We start from the raw sequence: 19,240 nt of genomic DNA, 5'->3' as shown, positions 1-19,240 counted from the left end.
AAACCTGCAATCCACAGCGTCAAAAAAGCGAAATATTAATAAAAACGCATTATCTGTTCAGCATTGCCCAAACAAGAATAATGGATGTTTCCATGAAAATGATGAATAAAAGTGAGTATCAAATAGCAGCGACGATTGCTGTAATGTTGATATTCAGCATTATTTGCTATGTATATTATTCCACCCAAACAAATCGCACTCTGGGCAGTGAGCGCTTCCACAACTCACTTGTTTCATCAAGCCTCTCAATAGAAGCAAAAGTAACCGTATTACACAAAATCGAAAAAGAGTTTCTCTTATCCAGAGAATTGCGTCTGCAATCAGTTTTTGATGAAACTATTCAGGCTATCTATACAGAACTTGACTCCAAATGGACCGACAATATCGTCCACAATTCAGCCCCTTTATTAAAGCAATTGCATGCCTATCACGCAGCAGTCGAGCAACAGTTCAAACTGCATAAATCCATAGGGCTAGATCAAGATTCTGGCTTGGAAGGCAAACTAAGGAATTCTGCCCATAAAGCAGAAGATCTATTAATTGCCCTAAAGGATGACACGCTTCTCTCCCACCTGATGTACTTACGCCGGCATGAAAAAGACTACATGCTGAGAGGAGATGATATTTATGTCGAAAAATTTTATGATCGTATACAAAAAATGCGTTCAATCTTGGCACAGCGAAACTGGTCAAAGGATCAAAAATCAGAACTTACCCAACATCTAGATGGTTATGAAGACAACTTCCAAAAATGGTTAGTTGATCGACTAAATGTGCAAACAGTTATAAAAAATACAGACAATGCATTCGCTCTTACTGAGCTCTACACGAAACAATTGATCCGCCAAGCAGCTGAAGGCACAAAAGCAGCAGCCGAAAGCAATGACAATCATCGCAACGTAACTAGCAAAATACTGATGTTGTTGGGTGGAATTTGTATTATCGCAACGATACTGCTCGTAAGCATGATAATGCGGCATAAAAAATTGGCTGTAACCGTTGAAAAATTGGCGAAAGTTGACCCGCTAACCTCACTTCCCAATCGACGCCATTTCTTTCAAAAACTCAATGCAGACGTAGAAAGTGAAGACAGCTTGAGTATTGGCCTGATAGATTTGGACGGCTTCAAATCTATCAATGATATATACGGGCATGCAGCCGGTGACCAATTGCTAGAGGCAGCCTCAGCGCGTTTGACCGATCAGTTACAAGCAGATGTATTTCTAGCCAGATTGGGCGGCGACGAATTTGGAATTATCCTAAACACACCACAAACTGAAGAAAAATTGTTCAAACTGGGTGAACGCATCTGTATGCTGCTTAAACAGCCATTCACTCTAAACTTTGGAACAGTGAGCATTGGTGGAACAATTGGTTTTGCTCAATTCCCCGAATTCGCCAAAACAACTGAAACTTTGTTTGAATATGCAGATTATGCACTTTACCATTCAAAATATCACTCAAAAGGACACCCAGTTCTATTCTCCAAGGAACATGAACATTCCATTCTGAGCCAAAGAAAAATGGAACAATGTCTCATCGATGCAAACTTAGAAGAAGAACTTCAAGTTCATTACCAACCGATTGTAGATACACACAGTGGCCGCACTGTTGGAATGGAAGCCTTAGCACGTTGGAATAATCCACAATTGGGTTTTGTCTCTCCTGCCCAATTTATTCCGGCTGCAGAAAATCTAGGTATAATCAGTAAATTGACAACGATTTTGATGGAAAAGGCCCTCAAAGTCGCCTCGTCTTGGACGACAGACACATATCTATCATTCAACCTGTCTGCATCCGACCTCGCATCTCCTGAAACACCTCTAAAACTCATGGCGATTATCATGAGAAGTGGCTTCTCACCTAAACGCCTTGTTTTTGAAATTACAGAAACCACAATGATGGTGAATTTTGAACGTGCAAATGAAGTCTTGCGTCCGTTCAGGGACCTTGGTGTTGAAATTGCCCTCGACGATTTTGGAACAGGCTATTCAAGTTTGGGCTATATCCAAAAAATGCCAATCGACCGCCTCAAAATTGACCGTGCATTTGTTTCCGATCTTGAAGCCAAGAAAATTTCCCGAGATATTATGGGGACAATCGTAGATTTATGTTCTCATTTGGAAATTAAATGCATCGTCGAAGGTGTAGAAACACATAAACAACTTGAATTGGTTCAGCTGCTAGGATGCCATTTGATTCAAGGATATTATTATTCAAAACCTCTGCCTACTGATGAGGCCAATGAATTTCTAAAGCAGAACACAAATGCATCAATGAATGATTGGCAATTGGTTTCCTAGCCTAAAGCTACATCCAAACTTATATTTGCAACGACGCATTTCACAAAAGTCTTGCTATCTGCGTGGGCGGCGCTACACCCCTTCCCATGCTACAAATATCTGATCTCACATTCGCCATTCAGGGCCGCCCCTTGTTTGAAAATGCCAACGCGCAAATTGCTAGCGGCTGGAAAGTCGGCCTTGTTGGTCGCAATGGAACAGGCAAGTCCACCCTGCTACGCATTATTCGTGAAGAGATCGCCAAACCATCTGCCGATAGTCCGATCAAACTAAACCAAGGTGCACGCTTGGGCTGGGTGGCGCAGGAAGTCGCTGCAACAGATCAAACCATTCTTGAAGTCGTTCTTGAATGTGATGAAGAACGCCACGCACTCATGATTGAATCAGAAACAGCAACTGACCCCGACCGTATTGGTGAAATCCATATGCGTCTGGCAGATATTGACGCCTGGACAGCTGAAGCACGCGCTGCTGAGGTATTGATGGGGCTAGGCTTCACCAATGATGACCTATCCCGCGCCACCAGAGAATTCTCCGGAGGATGGCGCATGCGTGCCGCTATTGCCGGCGTGCTATTTTCGGAGCCAGACTTATTGCTCCTAGATGAGCCAACCAACTATCTTGACCTTGAAGGTGCAGCATGGCTGGAAGGCTATATCCGCAAATACAAACACACTGTGCTAATCGTTAGCCATGACAGAGATTTGCTAAACCGCTGTGTCTCACACACAATCGCACTAGAACACCAGAAACTCTCACTTTGCGTGGGGGGATATGATGCGTGGATGAAGAAACGCGCTGAACAAGTTGAACAATTAACAGCGCAAAAAGCCAAACAAGATAAGAATAAAGCGCACTTACAATCATTCGTAGATCGCTTCAAAGCCAAAGCCTCCAAAGCACGCCAAGCACAATCTCGCGTCAAAATGCTAGAGAAAATGCAAGACGTGACTATCCCGATAGAAGAACGCTGTGCGCCGTTTAATTTCCCCGGCCCCAAGGATGAATTATCTCCACCTCTTCTTGAGCTACGCGATGCAGATCTTGGCTATGGAATGGATGCGAAAATTTTATCTGATGTCACTTTGCGTATGGATCCAGACGACCGTATCGCGATTGTCGGCACCAATGGTCAAGGTAAAACAACGCTCGTAAAATCCATCGCCAAACTTCTGCCTTTAATGGCAGGTGAAGTCATTGGCGCAAAAGCCATTACAATCGGGTATTTCTCGCAGGACCAGATGGATGAACTACATCCCGGCGAAACAGTATTGGAGCATGTACGGTTAGCCCTGCCTACGGGTACGCCAGTCCCTCGCCAACGCGCTGTTGCTGCCGCTATGGGCTTCCCACATGAAAAAGTTGAAACCAAAGTCGAAAAGCTTTCAGGGGGTGAAAAAGTGCGCCTCCTGCTTGGCCTGACAGCAATGGAAGCACCGCATATCCTGATACTGGATGAGCCAACATCCCACCTTGATATCGACAGCCGCGAAGCGCTGATTTACGGATTAAACGACTATCCCGGAGCCGTGCTCCTCATCACCCACGATGTCTACCTCGCAGAAGCCACAGCCGATAGTTTATGGCTGGTCAAAGATGGCTCCGCAAAGCCATATGATGGCGACATAAATGACTATCGAAAACTTGTTATGCAAGCAGACCGAGCACCTGCTGCACACAATGCTGACAAGGGTGATAAGAAGTCCAAAAAATCAAAAAAGCAAACAGGGACTGACGCCTCAGCAGTCCCAGAACCAACAAAAACGTCCGATGTTAAAACGCCTTCTAAACCTGTGCTTTCCAAAGCAGAACGCGACGAACAAAAACGCCGCGCCTCCGAAGCGCGAAAAAAAGCTGCGCCCCTCAAACGCCAAGCTGAGCAAGCGGAAAAAGCGTTGGAGACAGCGAACAAAAAGATAGCCGAGATTGATACGGAGCTAGCTGGCCCACCACCAAGCTCAGACCGCATGGTTGAGCTAATGAAAGAGCGCGCTGCGCAAGAAAACAAAGCCGAACAATCTGAAATGGACTGGCTAGAAGCACTCGATGCATATGAAGCCGCCGTCGCTGAAGCGAGTTAGACATGACCGAATTTTCGACAGGTGAACTTAAGAAACTAAAAAAAGCCTCTAGCCTGTTATTACAGGCTGAAGATAGATTGCCGGTCCTAAGCTCAATTAGCTGGGATGCATCTGTTTCCAAGCAGTTTTTTGCCGATAAATGTAAATCCCTGCCCAAACCTGTTTATAAAAAAATCGATCCGGCCCCCTCCTTCGAATTAGTCGAGCAAGCGCGTTCACTGATTGAAGGTTCCAGCCCCGTGCATGACTGGCTCCTGCGCCTGTGCGATGTCTTTGGCCAAACAGCCTCAATGATGGCGAGCGTGGGCACAAAAGACTTCTACACGCATTCTCGCGCATTATATGGTGGACCTAAATCTCCCATTGGTGACAAAAAGAAAGCTATTCTACAATTTGCGCAGCGACTGGATGAAGTCTTTTCTGAATTTGACCTAACATCGAGTTATTTTGAGCCGGCAGAAACGCTAAATGCAAAAACGCTCAAAGAACGCATGGACGCGGAGCTTCCTCTTTATTTTGGTGATCGCGCGCCTAAAATCATCGTCACACCTGATGTATCTGCCAAAGCAGCTGCTGGACGCGATTATATTAAAATACGCGAAAATGCACACTTTTCGGATCTGGATGTCATCCAACTCATTCAACATGAAGCGCTGGTGCACATAGCCACCAATTTTAATGGTTTATCGCAAACGAACTTTCCAATTCTTGGGGAAAGCCATCCAGGTAATGCAAGAACACAAGAAGGTCTTGCTGTGTTTGCTGAATTTATTTCCGGCGCGCTTGATCCGCCTCGCATGCGCCGCCTTGCTAACCGCGTTATTGCAATTGATATGGCCGAAAACGGTGCGGATTTCATCCAGATTTTCAATTTTTTCAAAGAAAAAATGCCTCATCAATCAGACTTTGAGGCATTTGAAAATGCGCGCCGTATCGTGCGTGGCGGCCTTGTTGAAGGCGGTGCCCCCTTCACGAAAGATGCAATCTATTTAGGCGGCTTGTTGGATGTTCACAATTACCTTCGTACAGCTGTAAAATCTGGTGATATTGCAGATATGCGCCGGCTTTTCGTCGGCAAATTTGATCTAATTGACCTTGAAGCCATCAAGTTATTGCGTGATCAAAACCTATTGAGCGAACCCGAATTTGTGCCGCCATGGATAAGCGATATGCGCCACCTTGTATCCTATTTGGCCTATTCAACATTCCTCAATGAAATCAATCTGGACGATGTCGCCAGTCAGTATGATAATCTATTTGAAACCGAATAGACAAACTATCGCCATAAATAGGCGCTAACTAAACCAGAGAAACAAACCCAAACAGAGGAGAGCAAAATGTCGAACGATAAATCATCCATTCGCAGGAAAATCTCTTCTAATTTATGGGTTATTTCATCATGGGCAATTCCTATGCAGGCGCGTTAAACCGCCTAAACCTTTTCTATAAAATTTCGCACCTTCATCTCGTTTGTTTCCATTATGGAGGCAATCATGCGTGAAGATATGTTCAAAGTCATCGTCACCCGGCCACGCTGGGGGCATCGTCATGCACCGCGTTCTAAAATGCGCTATGATAAATGCCCCGATCGTCAGCATGTGACCGGTCGCCGAATGATGCAGGAAGCAGGTCACGCAAAACACCTCAACGAAAACCTCGCACCCTTAAAGCGTTTTCTACACAAACAGAAAGGTCGCAAATGGGATGATGTTTTCAGTGAGATTTGCCAGCATTTAGACACAGGTAGCACTGTAAAAATGCATGTGCGCGAGCATTTGCAGGATTTCATCTACTACAACACAAAGTCTAAACCTGATGGTTCAATTTTCGGCACATCAAGATGGGGTGGCTATAGCCAACCAACAGATTGGTACGCTGAATTATATGTTGATCCTAAGGATGGTATCATCAAAGAAACACGTAAGCTTTGTAAAAAGCTGAATGTCCCTTTCTCGCGTGATAGATTCAAATATTACTGGCAATCAGATGCGCCACCAGAAGGCATAAAACACCTTCAAGGCCTCATCTGGCATGTTCGTATATCTGGCATTTGGTATGAAGTCGAATTGTCAAAACCTCCACTCAATGAGCGTGGTTTTGCAATTGATATCTCCACTTTATATGCAAACCTGAAAAGCAAAAACAAACAGACGGAAGATAACATTAAAATCCGCCGCAAGCATCAATTCTCAAAGAAGGAGTTAAAAGCACTCAAGCTTTCAAACTCCCACTAAGCAGCCAAATGAAAAGCACTGCCCCTTTTCAGGAGCAGTGCTTTTTTATCTCATAATGAGAACTAACTTTATCAGTTCCCTTAGAATCCATACACAAGTGACAAACGTGTCGCTGTGTCTGTTTCTTCAAATCCTGCAGGAGGGTTTGTGTCATGACGCACTTCATAAGATGCACGACCAGACAGTGCATCACTAAATTTAGATGTCACAGCCAAAATGTTTGAAATCTGTGTCGATTCCTCAGCGTACATCACACTTGTTGAGTTAGACAAAGTCACACTGTCATTAAAAGCGTGGGAGAATTCAGATCCTGCAAACACTGAAAAAGATGTCAGTGTGTCAGCTGGAATCGTTGCTTCGCCTTCTACAATAATAGGCTTAACTTCATCATACTTCACACCTGGACCACCGCGTACAGTCCACTTTGTCTGCTCGCCTGTTAGCACGTGATACCCAAGACCAGCACCAAGGAAAGAGCGAGAGTCAAAGCCTGTAAATTCATCGCGTTCGTGAGTGATTTTACCAAATCCGAACAACCGGTCATTGATCTCACGGTCAACATTCAGACCACCATAAATACGGTTTTTTGATTCAACGCCGTCAATTTCCCCATAGTCCACGGCTGCTTCACCACCAAAAACCCATGGGCCTGATGTTTTAGCTAGTTTCAAACCAAGCCCAATATCACGTGTATCTGTGTTACCTGAAGTTTGACCGGCACTTAACGCACCCTCACCTGTCCAACCAGATTTTGTTTCCTCTGCGAACGCAGCCGAACTGACACTAGCAAGCAAAGCTACTGAAACTAAATAATTTTTCATAATCTACATTCCTGTTAAACGCCTCTATAGGAAGGCGGCGCAGACTACTATCACCCGCTTTTGAACAGTAAAGTAACAAATCATTCATCTGCCGCTCATCATTGCAGCAATCGCTGATTTCTCGCTGTTTACGGCGATTTTAGACGTTTCGAAACTGCACGAAGGTTCAAGATGCAGCAAAAATAACACACAAAATCCAGATGCTTTTCGCAAACAAGACACCATCTATTGAAAGGAATGAGTTGCAAATTGACGCCTAATCAGTGTTGAACAGTCAGAATGGATGCATAATCGGATAGGATAGCAAAAATGGTAAAACTCCTTTTTCTCGCAGGCAGTAAACGCAAAGAGTCTTTAAACAAAAAACTAGCTCTACACGCGAGCAAACTCGCTGCAGATATGAATGTCGAAGCCACTTTCATCGATCTTGCAGATTTTGACATGCCAATCTTATGCGAGGATCTGGAAGCAGAACATGGCATGCCGGAAAATGCTCAAAAACTAAAACAGCTATTCAATGATCATGATGGCTTTTTCATCGCTTCACCTGAATATAATAGCTCTTTCTCTGCCCTACTTAAAAACTCACTTGATTGGGTCACACGCCCCAGCCCTGAAGCTGAACCTAAATGGGTGCCGTTCGAGGGGAAAGTTGCTGCTATCTCTGGCGTATCTCCGGGCGGTCTTGGAGCCTTAAGAGGCCTCGTGCCGCTGCGCATGTATCTGGGTAATATCGGCGTGTATGTTGTGCCAAACCAAGCGGCTATCTCAAATGGCTTTACAGCATTCAACGAAGAAGGCGCATTGGCGCATGAGCCGCAAATTGCCATGTTTAACGCAGTTCTCCATGACCTCATCAATACAACGCGTAAAATGAACGCATAAAGCATCTCAATCAGACAGATTGTCCCACAGCTTATTCGTCGCGTGGGACGATCTGGTTTCTCTTGATATATTGCATCCCGACGGATGGAGACTTGCAATTGACCCGCATACAACGCACCGCAGATGAACGCCGCGCTCAGATAAAAGCTGATGCCGCTGCAATGGGAATTGACGAAGAATATATATCAACACTGGTCGATACATTTTATGATCGTGTTCGCGTCCACCCCGAACTTGGACCTGTTTTCAATAATAAAATTGGTGACAATTGGGATGCACATCTGGATACGCTAAAACGCTTCTGGTCTTCTGTTGCCCTCAATGCAGGCACATATCATGGTCGTCCAGTTCCAGCACATATGGAAGTTACGCAGGCAAAAGAGGAACAATTTGCCATCTGGCTGTCCCTATTTCGCCAAACGCTAGAAGATACTGCAGCCACACCTGAAGCCGTGGAATATTTTTACGAACGCGCCAACCGCATCGCCAATAGCCTGAAACTGGCCATGTTCGGCATTAAGGGAATTCCAGGGCCAATGTCTGGCAATTAAACCCGCGTGACGCTAGCTGCAAAACATCCGGGCTTTGCATAATGCATGTGTAGATAATCCACTTGAGGAATTGAAAACATCTGCGCGATAGATTTCTCCAACTCTGTTCCCACAACAACATCTGCATTGACCATCATATGATTGACCGAAAATGCACGTACGGACATTAATCGCTCTCTCATTAATTGTGGGACTTCACCAATATCTGGTTTTGCCTGCTCAACACCTTGACGCACATATATAGCATGGCTGGACGCATAGGGGGAATTTACAGGTAAATGTGCATGCTGGACAAGAATAACCTCTTCTCCTTGTACCGCATCTTCCAAACTAATCCGGCAAGGCGCGCCAGGATAAGATGTCGCTTTACGGCGAACCGCTTTATGCGCCATCAAATCTTCATCAGACAGTGAAAAAAGATGTTTAAAAGGCTCTGGTGAAAGTGCATGAAATTGGAATGACATTGAAATACCTCGCTATTTTATCGCTCTTTCATAAAAATAGCTTAGCGTTTCAATTTCTGCTCGCCGATTTCGGACTTGGAATTTTCCTAAGCCACCTCAAAAGTCACATCACTCCAGCGCTGTAATTCTTCGATTAAAGCCTCCGCTTCTCCATGCTCACTGGTTGGTTTTGTCACCACCACACGCTCGAGGACAATACCCTTATTAGACATCACTTCTAGGGCGCTAAGTGTATGACTAATTGATCCTAAATAATTGGCTGTGACCAAGATTGCGGGCATTGCAAGGTCATAAATAAGATCAAGATGCAATTTGTTATCCGTCACCGGAGACATTATTCCACCCGCACCCTCAACGATGATAGGAGACCCTTCTGCCAGCAAAACACGCGAATTCACAAAAGCCAAAATGTCATCATAATCAAGAGCTTGGTTAGCTTCTCGCGCTGCTTGATTTGGCGCAACTGGTTTTTCATAGCGGCGCATACAGATACGATTTACATTTTCAGGGGTAATCTTTTCCCCCATTGCAGCCAGCAATTGCCCAGCATCAGATTGAGCAAGGTCGCTTTCTCCAAATCCGCTCATCAACGGTTTGACAGCATGCGGATTAAGACCTTGCTCCCGCCATTCGTTTAGCATTTTAGATGCAACAAATGTCTTGCCAATATCCGTGCCGGTGGCCGTGATAAATACGCTACTCATTTTGGTGTCCCGTTATATATTTAATACATCTTTTGGTAGATGTTTTTTTAAACTGTTAGCCAAAGCCAACACATCGTCAAGCTCGTGTGAGGCAGAAAAAGCGATACGCAAACGCGAACTACCATCGGGCACGGTTGGCGGCCGAATGGCAGATACATGGAAGCCGTCTTCTAGCAATTTAGCTTGTACTTTCAAGGCAATGCTTGCTTCGCCCAGCAAGATTGGGACAATGGTACTCGTGGGTTTTGGCAGCCCCAACGCATCTGTAAATGCGGTCGTTTTTGCCATAACATTTTTGGCTAAATGCGTGTCTTCATTGATAATATTGACGGCTTCTAGCGCTGCTCCCAAAACTTGAGGCGGCAAGCCTGTTGTAAAAACAAAAGTGCGCGCACGGCTTATCATCAACTCAATAAACGCCGCAGGACCACATACATATCCTCCATAAACTCCTACAGCTTTAGACAGCGTGCCCATCTGGATAAGCGCCGGATTATTCTGCTTGATGACGCCAAAACCATGCGCGTCATCTGTCATCAGCCACGCGCCATATTCTTCACAAAGGGCTTGTAATTCTTCCAATGGAGCAAGGTCTCCATCCATAGAAAACACTGTTTCAGTCATCAATAATATGCGACTATCTGCCGAGATATTGTGTAATTTCTGTCGTGCATCTTCCACATCATTGTGTTTGAAGGTGCGAATCTCTGCGCCAGAGAGCTGCGCGCCGGCTCTCATACATGCATGAGAAAGTTCATCCATCACGACGACATCTGATTTACCAACCAAACAAGGTATCGCACCTAAATTTGCCATATAGCCCGAGCCAAAAATACGACAAGCTTCCAGCCCTTTCATTTTGGCAAGTAATGTCTCTAATTCATGATTAAGTGGACTATCACCAGACACTAACCGAGATGCCCCAGCACCTGCACCATAGCGAATAGCTGCTGCTCCTGCTGCTGCCACAACGCGTGTGTTTTGAGAGAGGCCCAGATAGTCATTATCGCAAAAAGAAATTGCAGGAATTCCATCACGCACAATAGCCCCACCAACGCCGCGCGATGTGGGGATAAGTCCACGCTTTAAATCTTTTGCGTGAAGTTTATCGAGTTTTGCTTGCGCAAATGCATTCAATTCATCAACTTGGCGAGAAATAACAGGCCCCAATATGGTTTATGGTAATGCATCTGGCATACACCAGAGCATCAAAAGCGTAGAAAGTTGTAAAATGAGTTCAGATAAATCCAAAATCGAATGGCTAGACACAGGTTTGGATCACATCTGGCTTCCATATACGCAGATGCAAACCAATCCCAAACCGGCCGCCGTCTCTCATACCCAAAACGCGAGCATATTTCTAGAAGACGGCACACAATTAATTGACGGAATTGGCAGCTGGTGGACCAACGTACACGGATATAATCATCCCAAACTAAAAGACGCGCTGATCAAGCAATTGGAAACCATGCCCCATATCATGTTGGGCGGTCTGGGACATAAATCAGCTTATCAATTAGCAACGCGATTAGCACAGATCACACCGGGTGATTTATCACGCACTTTTTTCGTGGAATCAGGTTCGGTCGCCGTTGAAGTCGCAATGAAAGTCGCGGTGCAATTCTGGCTAAACACCACAGGTAAGGTACGCCCTAAATTCATGTCGTTCAAAGGCGGGTATCACGGCGACACATTCGCAGCCATGTCAGTGTGTGATCCAGATGAAGGTATGCATTCTCTTTTTGGACCCGCTTTGGCAAATCAATATGTACTCGACCTGCCCGAAGATGAAGACAGTAAATTCCTGTTTGAAGACATATTGGAAGATCGCAATGACATCGCCGCAGTGATTGTTGAGCCACTTATCCAAGGTGCGGGTGGTATGCGAATGCACTCACCTGAAACTCTGCGTTATCTGCGCGACACCTGCGATAAATTTGAAAAACTTTTGATCTTCGATGAGATTTTTACTGGATTTGGCCGCACGGGTGAAATGTTTGCCGCCAATGTGGCCGGCGTTGTGCCTGATATTATGACCATTGGGAAAGCACTGACGGGCGGCGTCACACCACTCGCTGCAACAATCGTGACGGACCGTGTATATAATGTCTTCCATGCAGATGATCCCAATAAAGCACTGATGCACGGCCCAACCTTTTCCGGCCACGCCCTCGCCTGCGCAGTCGCCATGGCAAGTCTTGATCTATTGGAGGAAGAAAACGCTCTTGATCGCGTCAAAGCCATTGAAGCCCAGTTTGAACGTGAATTGCGTCCGTTGGAAGCACGCGATGATATCAAGCAAGTGCGCATATTAGGAGCTGTCGCAGCTGTGGAACTGGTCAACGGATTTGATCTTGCCGCCATCCGCCAGCGCTTTATCGATAATGGTGTCTTTATCCGTCCGCTGGGCAATGTGATGTATCTATCGCCGTCTTTTTCAACCACGCCGGAAGAGATTTCATCACTGACAGGTGCGATTATTGAGATGGTAGAATATTTGGCGGGGTGAGTGAGATTAATTTCAAGCTAAACGTCCATAAAACGACTCAGCTTGCCCATTCCCTCCAACGTAATAATCCAACACAATATTCCAGGAGCCTCATCACCTTTTGAGGCTCATAATTTACTGCACAAAAACTTATATTTGCGCAATATATGAAATACTTTGCACGCCCTTATTTTAAATAATTTGAATAATATTCAATATGATAAGCAACGCTGAATTTATAACAATTCCACATGTGCGACTAATTTACCAATACTGCAATTTTACCTTTAAATTTCTTGAAAAGATGACTCTTTTGTAATATAAAATGCCTGCTTTCGAAGATGCCTTACCCTACATTTCCCCTGCATCAAATTAACCATAAAAAATGTTGGCACTTCGATATTTATTTGTTGAATATAGATGAGGCTCACTCATGAAGTGCCGTCACTGTCAGACCGAACTAGAGCACATGTTTTGTGATCTAGGATTTGCTCCCCCTTCCAACTCTTACATTTCCCAAGATCATGATAACGCACCTGAAACGTGGTACCCTTTAAAGGTCATGGTGTGTGACAATTGCTGGCTTGTTCAGACACAAGACTATGCAAAACGTGAGGAATTTTTCTCGAACAATTATGCCTATTTCAGTGCCACTTCCAAAAGTTGGTGTGATCATGCCAAACGCTATGTAAGCGACATGACGAGCCGTTTCGGACTAGATCATCATTCTATGATCTGCGAAATCGCGGCAAATGATGGCTATCTGCTGCAATACGCGCTCCAATCCAATATCCCCTGCTATGGTATAGAACCGACATCCAGCACAGCTGAAGCTGCGCGCGAAAAAGGCATTGAGATATACGAAGAATTTTTTGGCGAAGAATATGCCAGACACCTCGTTAGCGAGGGCAAATCGGCTGACCTAACAACCGCCAATAATGTGCTGGCGCACGTACCCGACATCAATGATTTCGTGCGCGGATTTTGTATTCTTCTAAAAGAAGATGGCGTCGCGACTTTTGAGTTTCCTCACCTTCTAAATCTGATCTCAAAGCTTCAATTTGATACCATTTATCACGAACATTATTCCTATCTTTCATTGCTTGCTGTGCGCCGCATATTTGCAGCCAATGGTTTGCAAGTGTTTGATGTTGAAGAATGGTCTACACATGGTGGATCATTGCGCGTCTTCGCACAACGCAGCGACACGGGCACACGCCCTATAAGCGATGCCGTTGACAACATTATTGCAAAAGAACGCGCCGCAAATCTGGATGAGCTTTCTGGTTATTTAGATTTCCAGAGCAAGGCTGAAAAAGTCAAAAACGAACTTCTTAAATTTCTGATCAAAGCCAAAGAAGAGGGAAAAACCGTTGCAGCTTATGGCGCGGCTGCCAAAGGCAACACTTTCATGAACTTCGCAGGCGTGCATCCTGACCTCGTTCAATTCGCTGTTGACAATGCAACCGCCAAACAAAACAAGCGCATGCCGGGAAGCCATATCCCAATTGTCTCTTCAGCGATGATATTGTCTGCAAGACCTGACTATGTGTTGATCTTGCCGTGGAATTTGAAAGATGAAATATCCAGCGCCCTTAGCCAGATATACACTTGGGGCGGCAAATGTGTCATCGCCATCCCTGAAATCATGATTTTCTAATTCGCTAACTTAGTCGCAGAATCTTTGGCCCAACCATTGATTCTGCGCTATAGCTTTGACAGCTCAACAAACGGCTTGAACGGCCAGATTAATTGCGCTGATTGCCTCTTACTTTTAAATAAAGTATTTGTGAGCTTTGGTTGGGGAAATAAAATGAAACTTCATATGCCATTGATAACTGTGATTTGGCTGGCGTTAGCTGCATGTCAGTCCAATACAGATGATCTCTCGCCCAAAGATTTAAGTGCAATCAAAACGTCCTCGGCAAAATGGGTGGAAACCTATAACAACAATGATTGGGCGGCGTTAGCAGAACTCTTTGCACCCAACGCGATCATGATGCCACCCAACAGCCCTGAAGTGATCGGCCGCACCGCTATCGCAGATTGGGAGGCTAAATTCGAGCAAGGGTTTAGTATCGCATTCGATATACAAACAATTGACGGGAATGCGGACCTAGCCATTGTGAGAGGTCGCTCTTGTGTCTTTATACCTTTAGAATCTGGTGAAACAGGCGTGGATATCGGAAAATTCCTAGAAGTGAGACAAAAGCAACCAAATGGTGACTGGCTCATCACCTATGATATTTTCAATTCTGACCTCGCAATGAACAGCGACCTTCAAGACACGTGCCCGTTTGCTGACAAAGAATAGACCAGAGTTCTATTTCAAAATGAAAATTCTAAACCGTCATTTCGTCTCTTCCCGATTGACGTTACAGCGACAATAAACAATGCTCCGCGCCACTCGAATTTCGTCATCAACGGCAGCGCACCTTCATGAAAAATATCCAGATCACTTATCCGGCCTCCTATCAAAAACGCGTTGAAGCTGCGATTGAAAAAGCCTGTCCAATTGATTGGCACAGAGAAGCTGAACCAGACGAGACACGCGAAAGTGTGCTGGTTTTGCTGGAAGATGGCGAAGGCCAATCCCTCATGGATGCCGCGCAAAATATTTTTACATCAAAAGACCAATGGCGCTTAACTGTGATGGATGTGGAAGCGACTTTGCCGCGCAATGAAGTGACCAAATCTGACGATGATAAGGAAGAAAAGAAAAACCCCAAACAAGCCATGCGCGAAGCGCTCGTCGAGGAAGTGATGGGCGGCAGCAAGCTGACAATCGATTTTGTCGTACTCACAATTTTATCTGCCATTGTGGCAGCGATCGGGTTGAATGAGAACAATGTCGCCGTGGTCATCGGGGCGATGGTCATTGCGCCTTTGCTGGGGCCAATTCTGGGTTTTAGCCTCTCGTCTGCGCTTGGCTCCAGCCCCCTTATGCTAACGGCGGCAAAAACGGCGGTGTCTGGCCTTGCTATCGGATTTGGGACAGTCTTTGTGCTGGCCTTAATATTCCCCGTAAATCTGGAAAGCCAAGAGTTGATTTCCCGCACCAATATCAATCCAGAAGTGATCGCACTCGCGCTAGCGTCCGGTGCAGCGGCTGCCCTGTCTTTAACTGGTGGATTATCCTCATCCTTGGTGGGCGTCATGGTGGCTGTGGCACTCTTGCCGCCATCGGCTGCGTCGGCGATGTATCTAGGGTCTGGTGATACGAGAAATGCACTCACAGCAGCGATATTGGTGTTGCTCAACGTTGTGTGTGTTTTGTTATCCACTCAGATTGTGTTCGTTTGGAAAGGCGTGCAGCCGCGCCGCTGGTTGCAACAACAAAACGCTGCAAAATCACGCAAAATAAACATAGCCGTTTGGGCGGTGTTATTGATCATTCTGTTTTCGCTGGGGTATTGGGTCAGCAATCATGGTGAACTCTTGGAATCCACTTTTTTGTAGCCCCTGCTTAAAGCATTAAAGTAAGCCTTGCGCGAATGTGTTCTGTTATTTAGCTAAGACCAAACTAGAACCAAATCTCTGCGCGGTGGAGCGGTAATTTTCCATACCGGCCCGCCAGTGACATAACGCGATAATTGCCAGCATCACTCCAACCTGCGCGCCCTGTCTGACTTGCAGCTTTAGCACAGAATGCGGCTAAATAAGCTGACTGTTCAGCTTGTGGATCATAATAATAGCGCACAGACCGCGCTTTTGCAGGATCATAATCAACCACATCAATGCCCAGCACTTTAAAGCCAGCAGACTTTAATTCATTGGCGATTATCTGCGCATCCGCATACTGGCTTTTATCCGAAATGTGCAGATAAACTTCTGTGATTTCAAAATCTTTTACAATTTTCGCCTGCTCAATCACAGGTTCGGCGGGCGCTTCTACAGTGCGACTTGGCACCCGAGGAGGTGCCTGTGTTGGATTTCGACTTCCAGGCCTAATAGGTTCGCTAGTGACTGGTGGCGGCTGCGTAACAGATGGAGCTTCCTCCACAACATCTCCAATAGAAGGCTCTATCATAGCGATCTGGTCAAACGGCGCATCATCATAATCACACGCCTGACCGACACTGCAAACGGCAGTTTTAGCTTCATCACATATCACACCAGATTTTTCCCGTGCTTCGGCATCGCGCCAGCTGATAAATTTACGGACCTCTTCAGGTGCTTCTGCTAGTTGCGCACCGATTGCGTTGATGCGGTCAGATGCCAAGCAAGAATAAACGGCGCGCGAAACAAAATCCTCTGCGAGCACCTGACTATAATCACTGAAACGTTCTTTTTGTTCTGGAGCAAAAGCTGTGAGCTCTGCGATATTCTCATCTATTGGAATAACGGCTGTTTCATTGCCATTATAAAAACGTGCTTTGGCCAGATCACGCCGCACAGATTGGCGAATAAAGACCACATGATCAGCCTCGCTATGAACGATAGAATCGCGCGAATTGAGCTTATCATACGCGTCTTCTAGCATACGCCCTGATACACGGGTCGCATTCTCAGATTGGCTTTCATAATCTTCTGGGATTTCATGCTTGTTCAGCGCCAAGCTTTGACGGCCACTTGCCCATTGCTCTGCGGCGCCAACAATGACTTTCATATCGTCAGTCTGCACATTTAATTCAGCGAGCGTGCTTGCGGCTTCTTCTTTCGCCACCCATGCGCCAAACCCCACAATAATGGCAGCAATCGTTGCCAATGCAGACGCGATTGATAAGCCGCCCAATAGAGCGACTCTAGCCCGTTCCTTTTTCAGACGCTTCACATGCGCAATCTGACTGGCGTCTATATATGCGGTAATAGCTTGAGGCACGCTTTCGATTTTTTCAGTCTGCGCTTGCCAGTTTTGTGCTTGCACCAGCTGTTCACCTGTCAAAAGCACGCCACCGCCGCTTTTCCATTCTTTTGCCCGCTCTTCATAGCGCCGCAATAGGCGCAAGCGTTCCAAATCATGGCGCAATGCACGCTGCAAAGATTTAAAACCGGCATAAAAACCAGTTCCATCCCCGGAATTAAGACTGAAAAAATGGATGTAATTGAGCCGAGATAATTCCGGCGGCACATCCTTTGCCGTCAAAGGCTTGGGCAATAAGGGGATAAGGCGTTTATTGCGCGCAACAGCTTGTTGAATTTCCCAGCCGCAATTTTGTGACGCCAGATAATCATCCGTCAGCACAAAAACCACTGTGTCACTGCTTGATATTAGCTCTTGTAAGCGCGCTTCCCATTGCTCCGTCGCGGCAATGTCATCACGGTCAATTTTGGGATCATAGCCTTCATCTTCCAGCATGGAGACAATCTGATTGGCAAAATCCATATCTTTGCGGCAATAGGAGATAAAGACATTGCTGCCCGCAACGCTGGTTTCAGATAAAATATCCTGCGCCATGCCTATCCCCTAACCATCACTTCGACATCGTCGCCTGAAGTACTGAGGTTAGGTTAACATGCGAGTTTGAAGCTGGGAACTCTACTTCTTCAAAAGCAACGTTTTACGGCGCGAGCATAGACTAAATTGTACCAGCGGGGTATTTACAGCAAAATCTCAACTTGTAAGAGCATTCATTCATGCCAGACTTACCAATTCCACTGAGTTTTTTCTATCGGTTATTTATTTTCGCAAAACAAAACCCTTGCACAATAGAAGTGTTAACAGATGAAAATAACAAACAAAGCATTAGAATTAGAAATGACAGCTCAACACCAATTCAGCTTTTCGATGTAGATTTCTATTGGAAAACTAAGGGAAGCAAAAAATTTAATAATTTTGATTCACCCATGGTTTGGTGTTTAAGCCCACATACCCAAAGCTCACTAAACCCAAGCCATTCATTTGAACACCCTATAGATGTGCATGAAAAGGGTGAGCCAATTGCAGAATGCGAGGTTAGAGTCATTCACAATCGCTCAAAATATCCGTCCAAGAAACGCTTCAAAGTGAAGAATTAAATCGGCATACGCATAACTTCTTGATAGGCTGAAATCACCTGATCGCGCACGGCGACGACTGTTTCCAATGTCGCTTCTGCGGCGGCAACGGCTGTTACCACATCCACAAGATCTGCATTGCCCATAGTGGCAGAAGCAATAGCATTTTCAGCCTGATTTGCCGCGCCTGATGTTTGGGAAATTGCGGCATCAAGAATTTGACCAAATGGCGCACCTGAAATTCCGCCAACATTTTGTGAGCTTTCGGGTTTAAGTGCAGCTTGCGCTGCTTTCATATATGCATTTGTTGCTGCGGTTGCACCGATATCCATAACGCTTCACCTATGCTTTCAAAATATCAACAGCGGCCAAAAGCATGGACCGGCTGGCTTCAACAACGTTCAAATTGGCTTCATATGCGCGCTGGGCCTCGCGCATGTCTGTCATCTCAACAAGCGCTGAGACATTGGAATATTTCACCATACCGCCTTCATCAGCGGCTGGGTGTGTCGGGTCAAACTTAACCGTAAATGGCGCTGTATCATTGTGCACACCAGAAACTTTTACACGCTCGGCCCCAGATTCGCGATCTAGATAGTTTTTAAAAACAGGCACTTTGCGCTGATATGGGTCCGCGCCGGGAGTATCGCCCGTTGAATTTGCATTTGCCAGATTTTCCGCCGACACGCGGATACGCACAGTTTGCGCACGCAGACCAGAAGCGGCCGAAGACATTGCAGACATTAAATCGCCAGACATAGCTTAATTCCTC

General features: G+C 45.6%; 18 protein-coding genes. 11 read left to right on the top strand and 7 right to left on the bottom strand.

Translation table 11 applies throughout. The annotated features are described in order from the left end of the window. Window positions 1–92 precede the first annotated feature (92 nt). The 4 genes from AC5EF3_RS05050 (at window position 93) to AC5EF3_RS05035 (ending at window position 6,618) form a co-directional block, all read left to right on the top strand. A complete protein-coding gene (locus AC5EF3_RS05050; protein WP_493547254.1) occupies window positions 93–2,303 on the top strand; it encodes a putative bifunctional diguanylate cyclase/phosphodiesterase in 2,211 nt (736 codons plus the stop codon). A gap of 86 nt (window positions 2,304–2,389) precedes the next feature. After that, a complete protein-coding gene (locus AC5EF3_RS05045; protein ID WP_015826421.1) occupies window positions 2,390–4,384 on the top strand; it encodes an ABC-F family ATP-binding cassette domain-containing protein in 1,995 nt (664 codons plus the stop codon). 2 nt (window positions 4,385–4,386) lie between these two features. Continuing rightward, the gene (locus tag AC5EF3_RS05040; RefSeq protein WP_493547253.1) at window positions 4,387–5,655 is read left to right on the top strand and encodes a peptidase MATCAP family protein; all 1,269 of its coding nucleotides are present in this window, start codon (window positions 4,387–4,389) and stop codon (window positions 5,653–5,655) included. 222 nt (window positions 5,656–5,877) lie between these two features. After that, entirely contained in the window at window positions 5,878–6,618 is a 741-nt protein-coding gene (locus AC5EF3_RS05035; RefSeq protein WP_493547252.1) for a hypothetical protein, read from the top strand. A gap of 80 nt (window positions 6,619–6,698) precedes the next feature. Here AC5EF3_RS05035 and AC5EF3_RS05030 read toward each other — a convergent pair whose 3' ends face one another. After that, window positions 6,699–7,439: a DUF481 domain-containing protein gene (locus AC5EF3_RS05030; RefSeq protein WP_493547251.1), complete on the bottom strand. Its 741-nt coding sequence runs from the start codon at window positions 7,437–7,439 to the stop codon at window positions 6,699–6,701. Window positions 7,440–7,748: 309 nt separating this feature from the next. Between AC5EF3_RS05030 and AC5EF3_RS05025 the strand changes: the two genes are divergently transcribed. Together AC5EF3_RS05025 and AC5EF3_RS05020 are read left to right on the top strand one after the other, a co-directional pair. Continuing rightward, entirely contained in the window at window positions 7,749–8,324 is a 576-nt protein-coding gene (locus AC5EF3_RS05025) for an NADPH-dependent FMN reductase (RefSeq protein WP_493547250.1), read from the top strand. Between the two features lie 98 nt (window positions 8,325–8,422). Continuing rightward, window positions 8,423–8,875 (top strand): group III truncated hemoglobin, encoded by a 453-nt coding sequence (locus tag AC5EF3_RS05020; protein WP_493547249.1) that lies wholly within the window; start codon window positions 8,423–8,425, stop codon window positions 8,873–8,875. Here the strand turns inward: AC5EF3_RS05020 and AC5EF3_RS05015 are convergent. The 3 genes from AC5EF3_RS05015 to AC5EF3_RS05005 all read right to left on the bottom strand — a co-directional run bounded on the left by AC5EF3_RS05015 (window position 8,872) and on the right by AC5EF3_RS05005 (window position 11,213). Continuing rightward, the gene (locus AC5EF3_RS05015) at window positions 8,872–9,339 is read right to left on the bottom strand and encodes a DUF1203 domain-containing protein (protein WP_493547248.1); all 468 of its coding nucleotides are present in this window, start codon (window positions 9,337–9,339) and stop codon (window positions 8,872–8,874) included. The genes AC5EF3_RS05020 and AC5EF3_RS05015 overlap by 4 nt on opposite strands. 86 nt (window positions 9,340–9,425) lie before the next feature. Continuing rightward, entirely contained in the window at window positions 9,426–10,043 is a 618-nt protein-coding gene (gene bioD / locus AC5EF3_RS05010) for a dethiobiotin synthase (RefSeq protein WP_015826414.1), read from the bottom strand. Window positions 10,044–10,055: 12 nt separating this feature from the next. Beyond that, the gene (locus AC5EF3_RS05005; protein ID WP_493547247.1) at window positions 10,056–11,213 is read right to left on the bottom strand and encodes an aminotransferase class I/II-fold pyridoxal phosphate-dependent enzyme; all 1,158 of its coding nucleotides are present in this window, start codon (window positions 11,211–11,213) and stop codon (window positions 10,056–10,058) included. A 61-nt stretch (window positions 11,214–11,274) separates the two neighbouring features. Here AC5EF3_RS05005 and AC5EF3_RS05000 point away from each other — a divergent pair, with 61 nt between their 5' ends. The 4 genes from AC5EF3_RS05000 (at window position 11,275) to AC5EF3_RS04985 (ending at window position 15,990) form a co-directional block, all read left to right on the top strand. Continuing rightward, window positions 11,275–12,552, top strand: coding sequence for an adenosylmethionine--8-amino-7-oxononanoate transaminase (locus AC5EF3_RS05000; RefSeq protein ID WP_493547246.1), 1,278 nt, complete (start codon window positions 11,275–11,277; stop codon window positions 12,550–12,552). A 412-nt stretch (window positions 12,553–12,964) separates the two neighbouring features. After that, on the top strand, window positions 12,965–14,191 hold the full coding sequence (locus AC5EF3_RS04995) for a methyltransferase domain-containing protein (RefSeq protein ID WP_493547245.1): 1,227 nt from the start codon (window positions 12,965–12,967) through the stop codon (window positions 14,189–14,191). A 153-nt stretch (window positions 14,192–14,344) separates the two neighbouring features. After that, complete coding sequence (locus AC5EF3_RS04990; protein WP_493547244.1) at window positions 14,345–14,845, top strand: YybH family protein; 501 nt, start codon at window positions 14,345–14,347, stop codon at window positions 14,843–14,845. Between the two features lie 125 nt (window positions 14,846–14,970). Further along, complete coding sequence (locus AC5EF3_RS04985) at window positions 14,971–15,990, top strand: TIGR00341 family protein (protein WP_493547243.1); 1,020 nt, start codon at window positions 14,971–14,973, stop codon at window positions 15,988–15,990. A gap of 64 nt (window positions 15,991–16,054) precedes the next feature. Here AC5EF3_RS04985 and AC5EF3_RS04980 read toward each other — a convergent pair whose 3' ends face one another. Further along, window positions 16,055–17,929 carry a toll/interleukin-1 receptor domain-containing protein gene (locus AC5EF3_RS04980; RefSeq protein ID WP_493547242.1) on the bottom strand — a complete coding sequence of 625 codons (1,875 nt, stop codon included), beginning with the start codon at window positions 17,927–17,929 and terminating at the stop codon, window positions 16,055–16,057. Between the two features lie 179 nt (window positions 17,930–18,108). Between AC5EF3_RS04980 and AC5EF3_RS04975 the strand changes: the two genes are divergently transcribed. Continuing rightward, the gene (locus tag AC5EF3_RS04975) at window positions 18,109–18,489 is read left to right on the top strand and encodes a hypothetical protein (protein WP_493547241.1); all 381 of its coding nucleotides are present in this window, start codon (window positions 18,109–18,111) and stop codon (window positions 18,487–18,489) included. On the opposite strand, the gene fliE is transcribed toward AC5EF3_RS04975, so the two are convergent. Both fliE and flgC read right to left on the bottom strand, forming a co-directional pair. Then, entirely contained in the window at window positions 18,486–18,800 is a 315-nt protein-coding gene (fliE, locus tag AC5EF3_RS04970) for a flagellar hook-basal body complex protein FliE (RefSeq protein ID WP_015826406.1), read from the bottom strand. The two genes, AC5EF3_RS04975 and fliE, sit on opposite strands and share 4 nt — an antisense overlap. A gap of 10 nt (window positions 18,801–18,810) precedes the next feature. Then, the gene (gene flgC / locus AC5EF3_RS04965; protein WP_015826405.1) at window positions 18,811–19,227 is read right to left on the bottom strand and encodes a flagellar basal body rod protein FlgC; all 417 of its coding nucleotides are present in this window, start codon (window positions 19,225–19,227) and stop codon (window positions 18,811–18,813) included. Window positions 19,228–19,240 lie beyond the last annotated feature (13 nt).

It is taken from the genome of Hirschia sp. (genome assembly GCF_058892565.1).
This window is presented reverse-complemented; position numbering and strand designations above follow the sequence as displayed.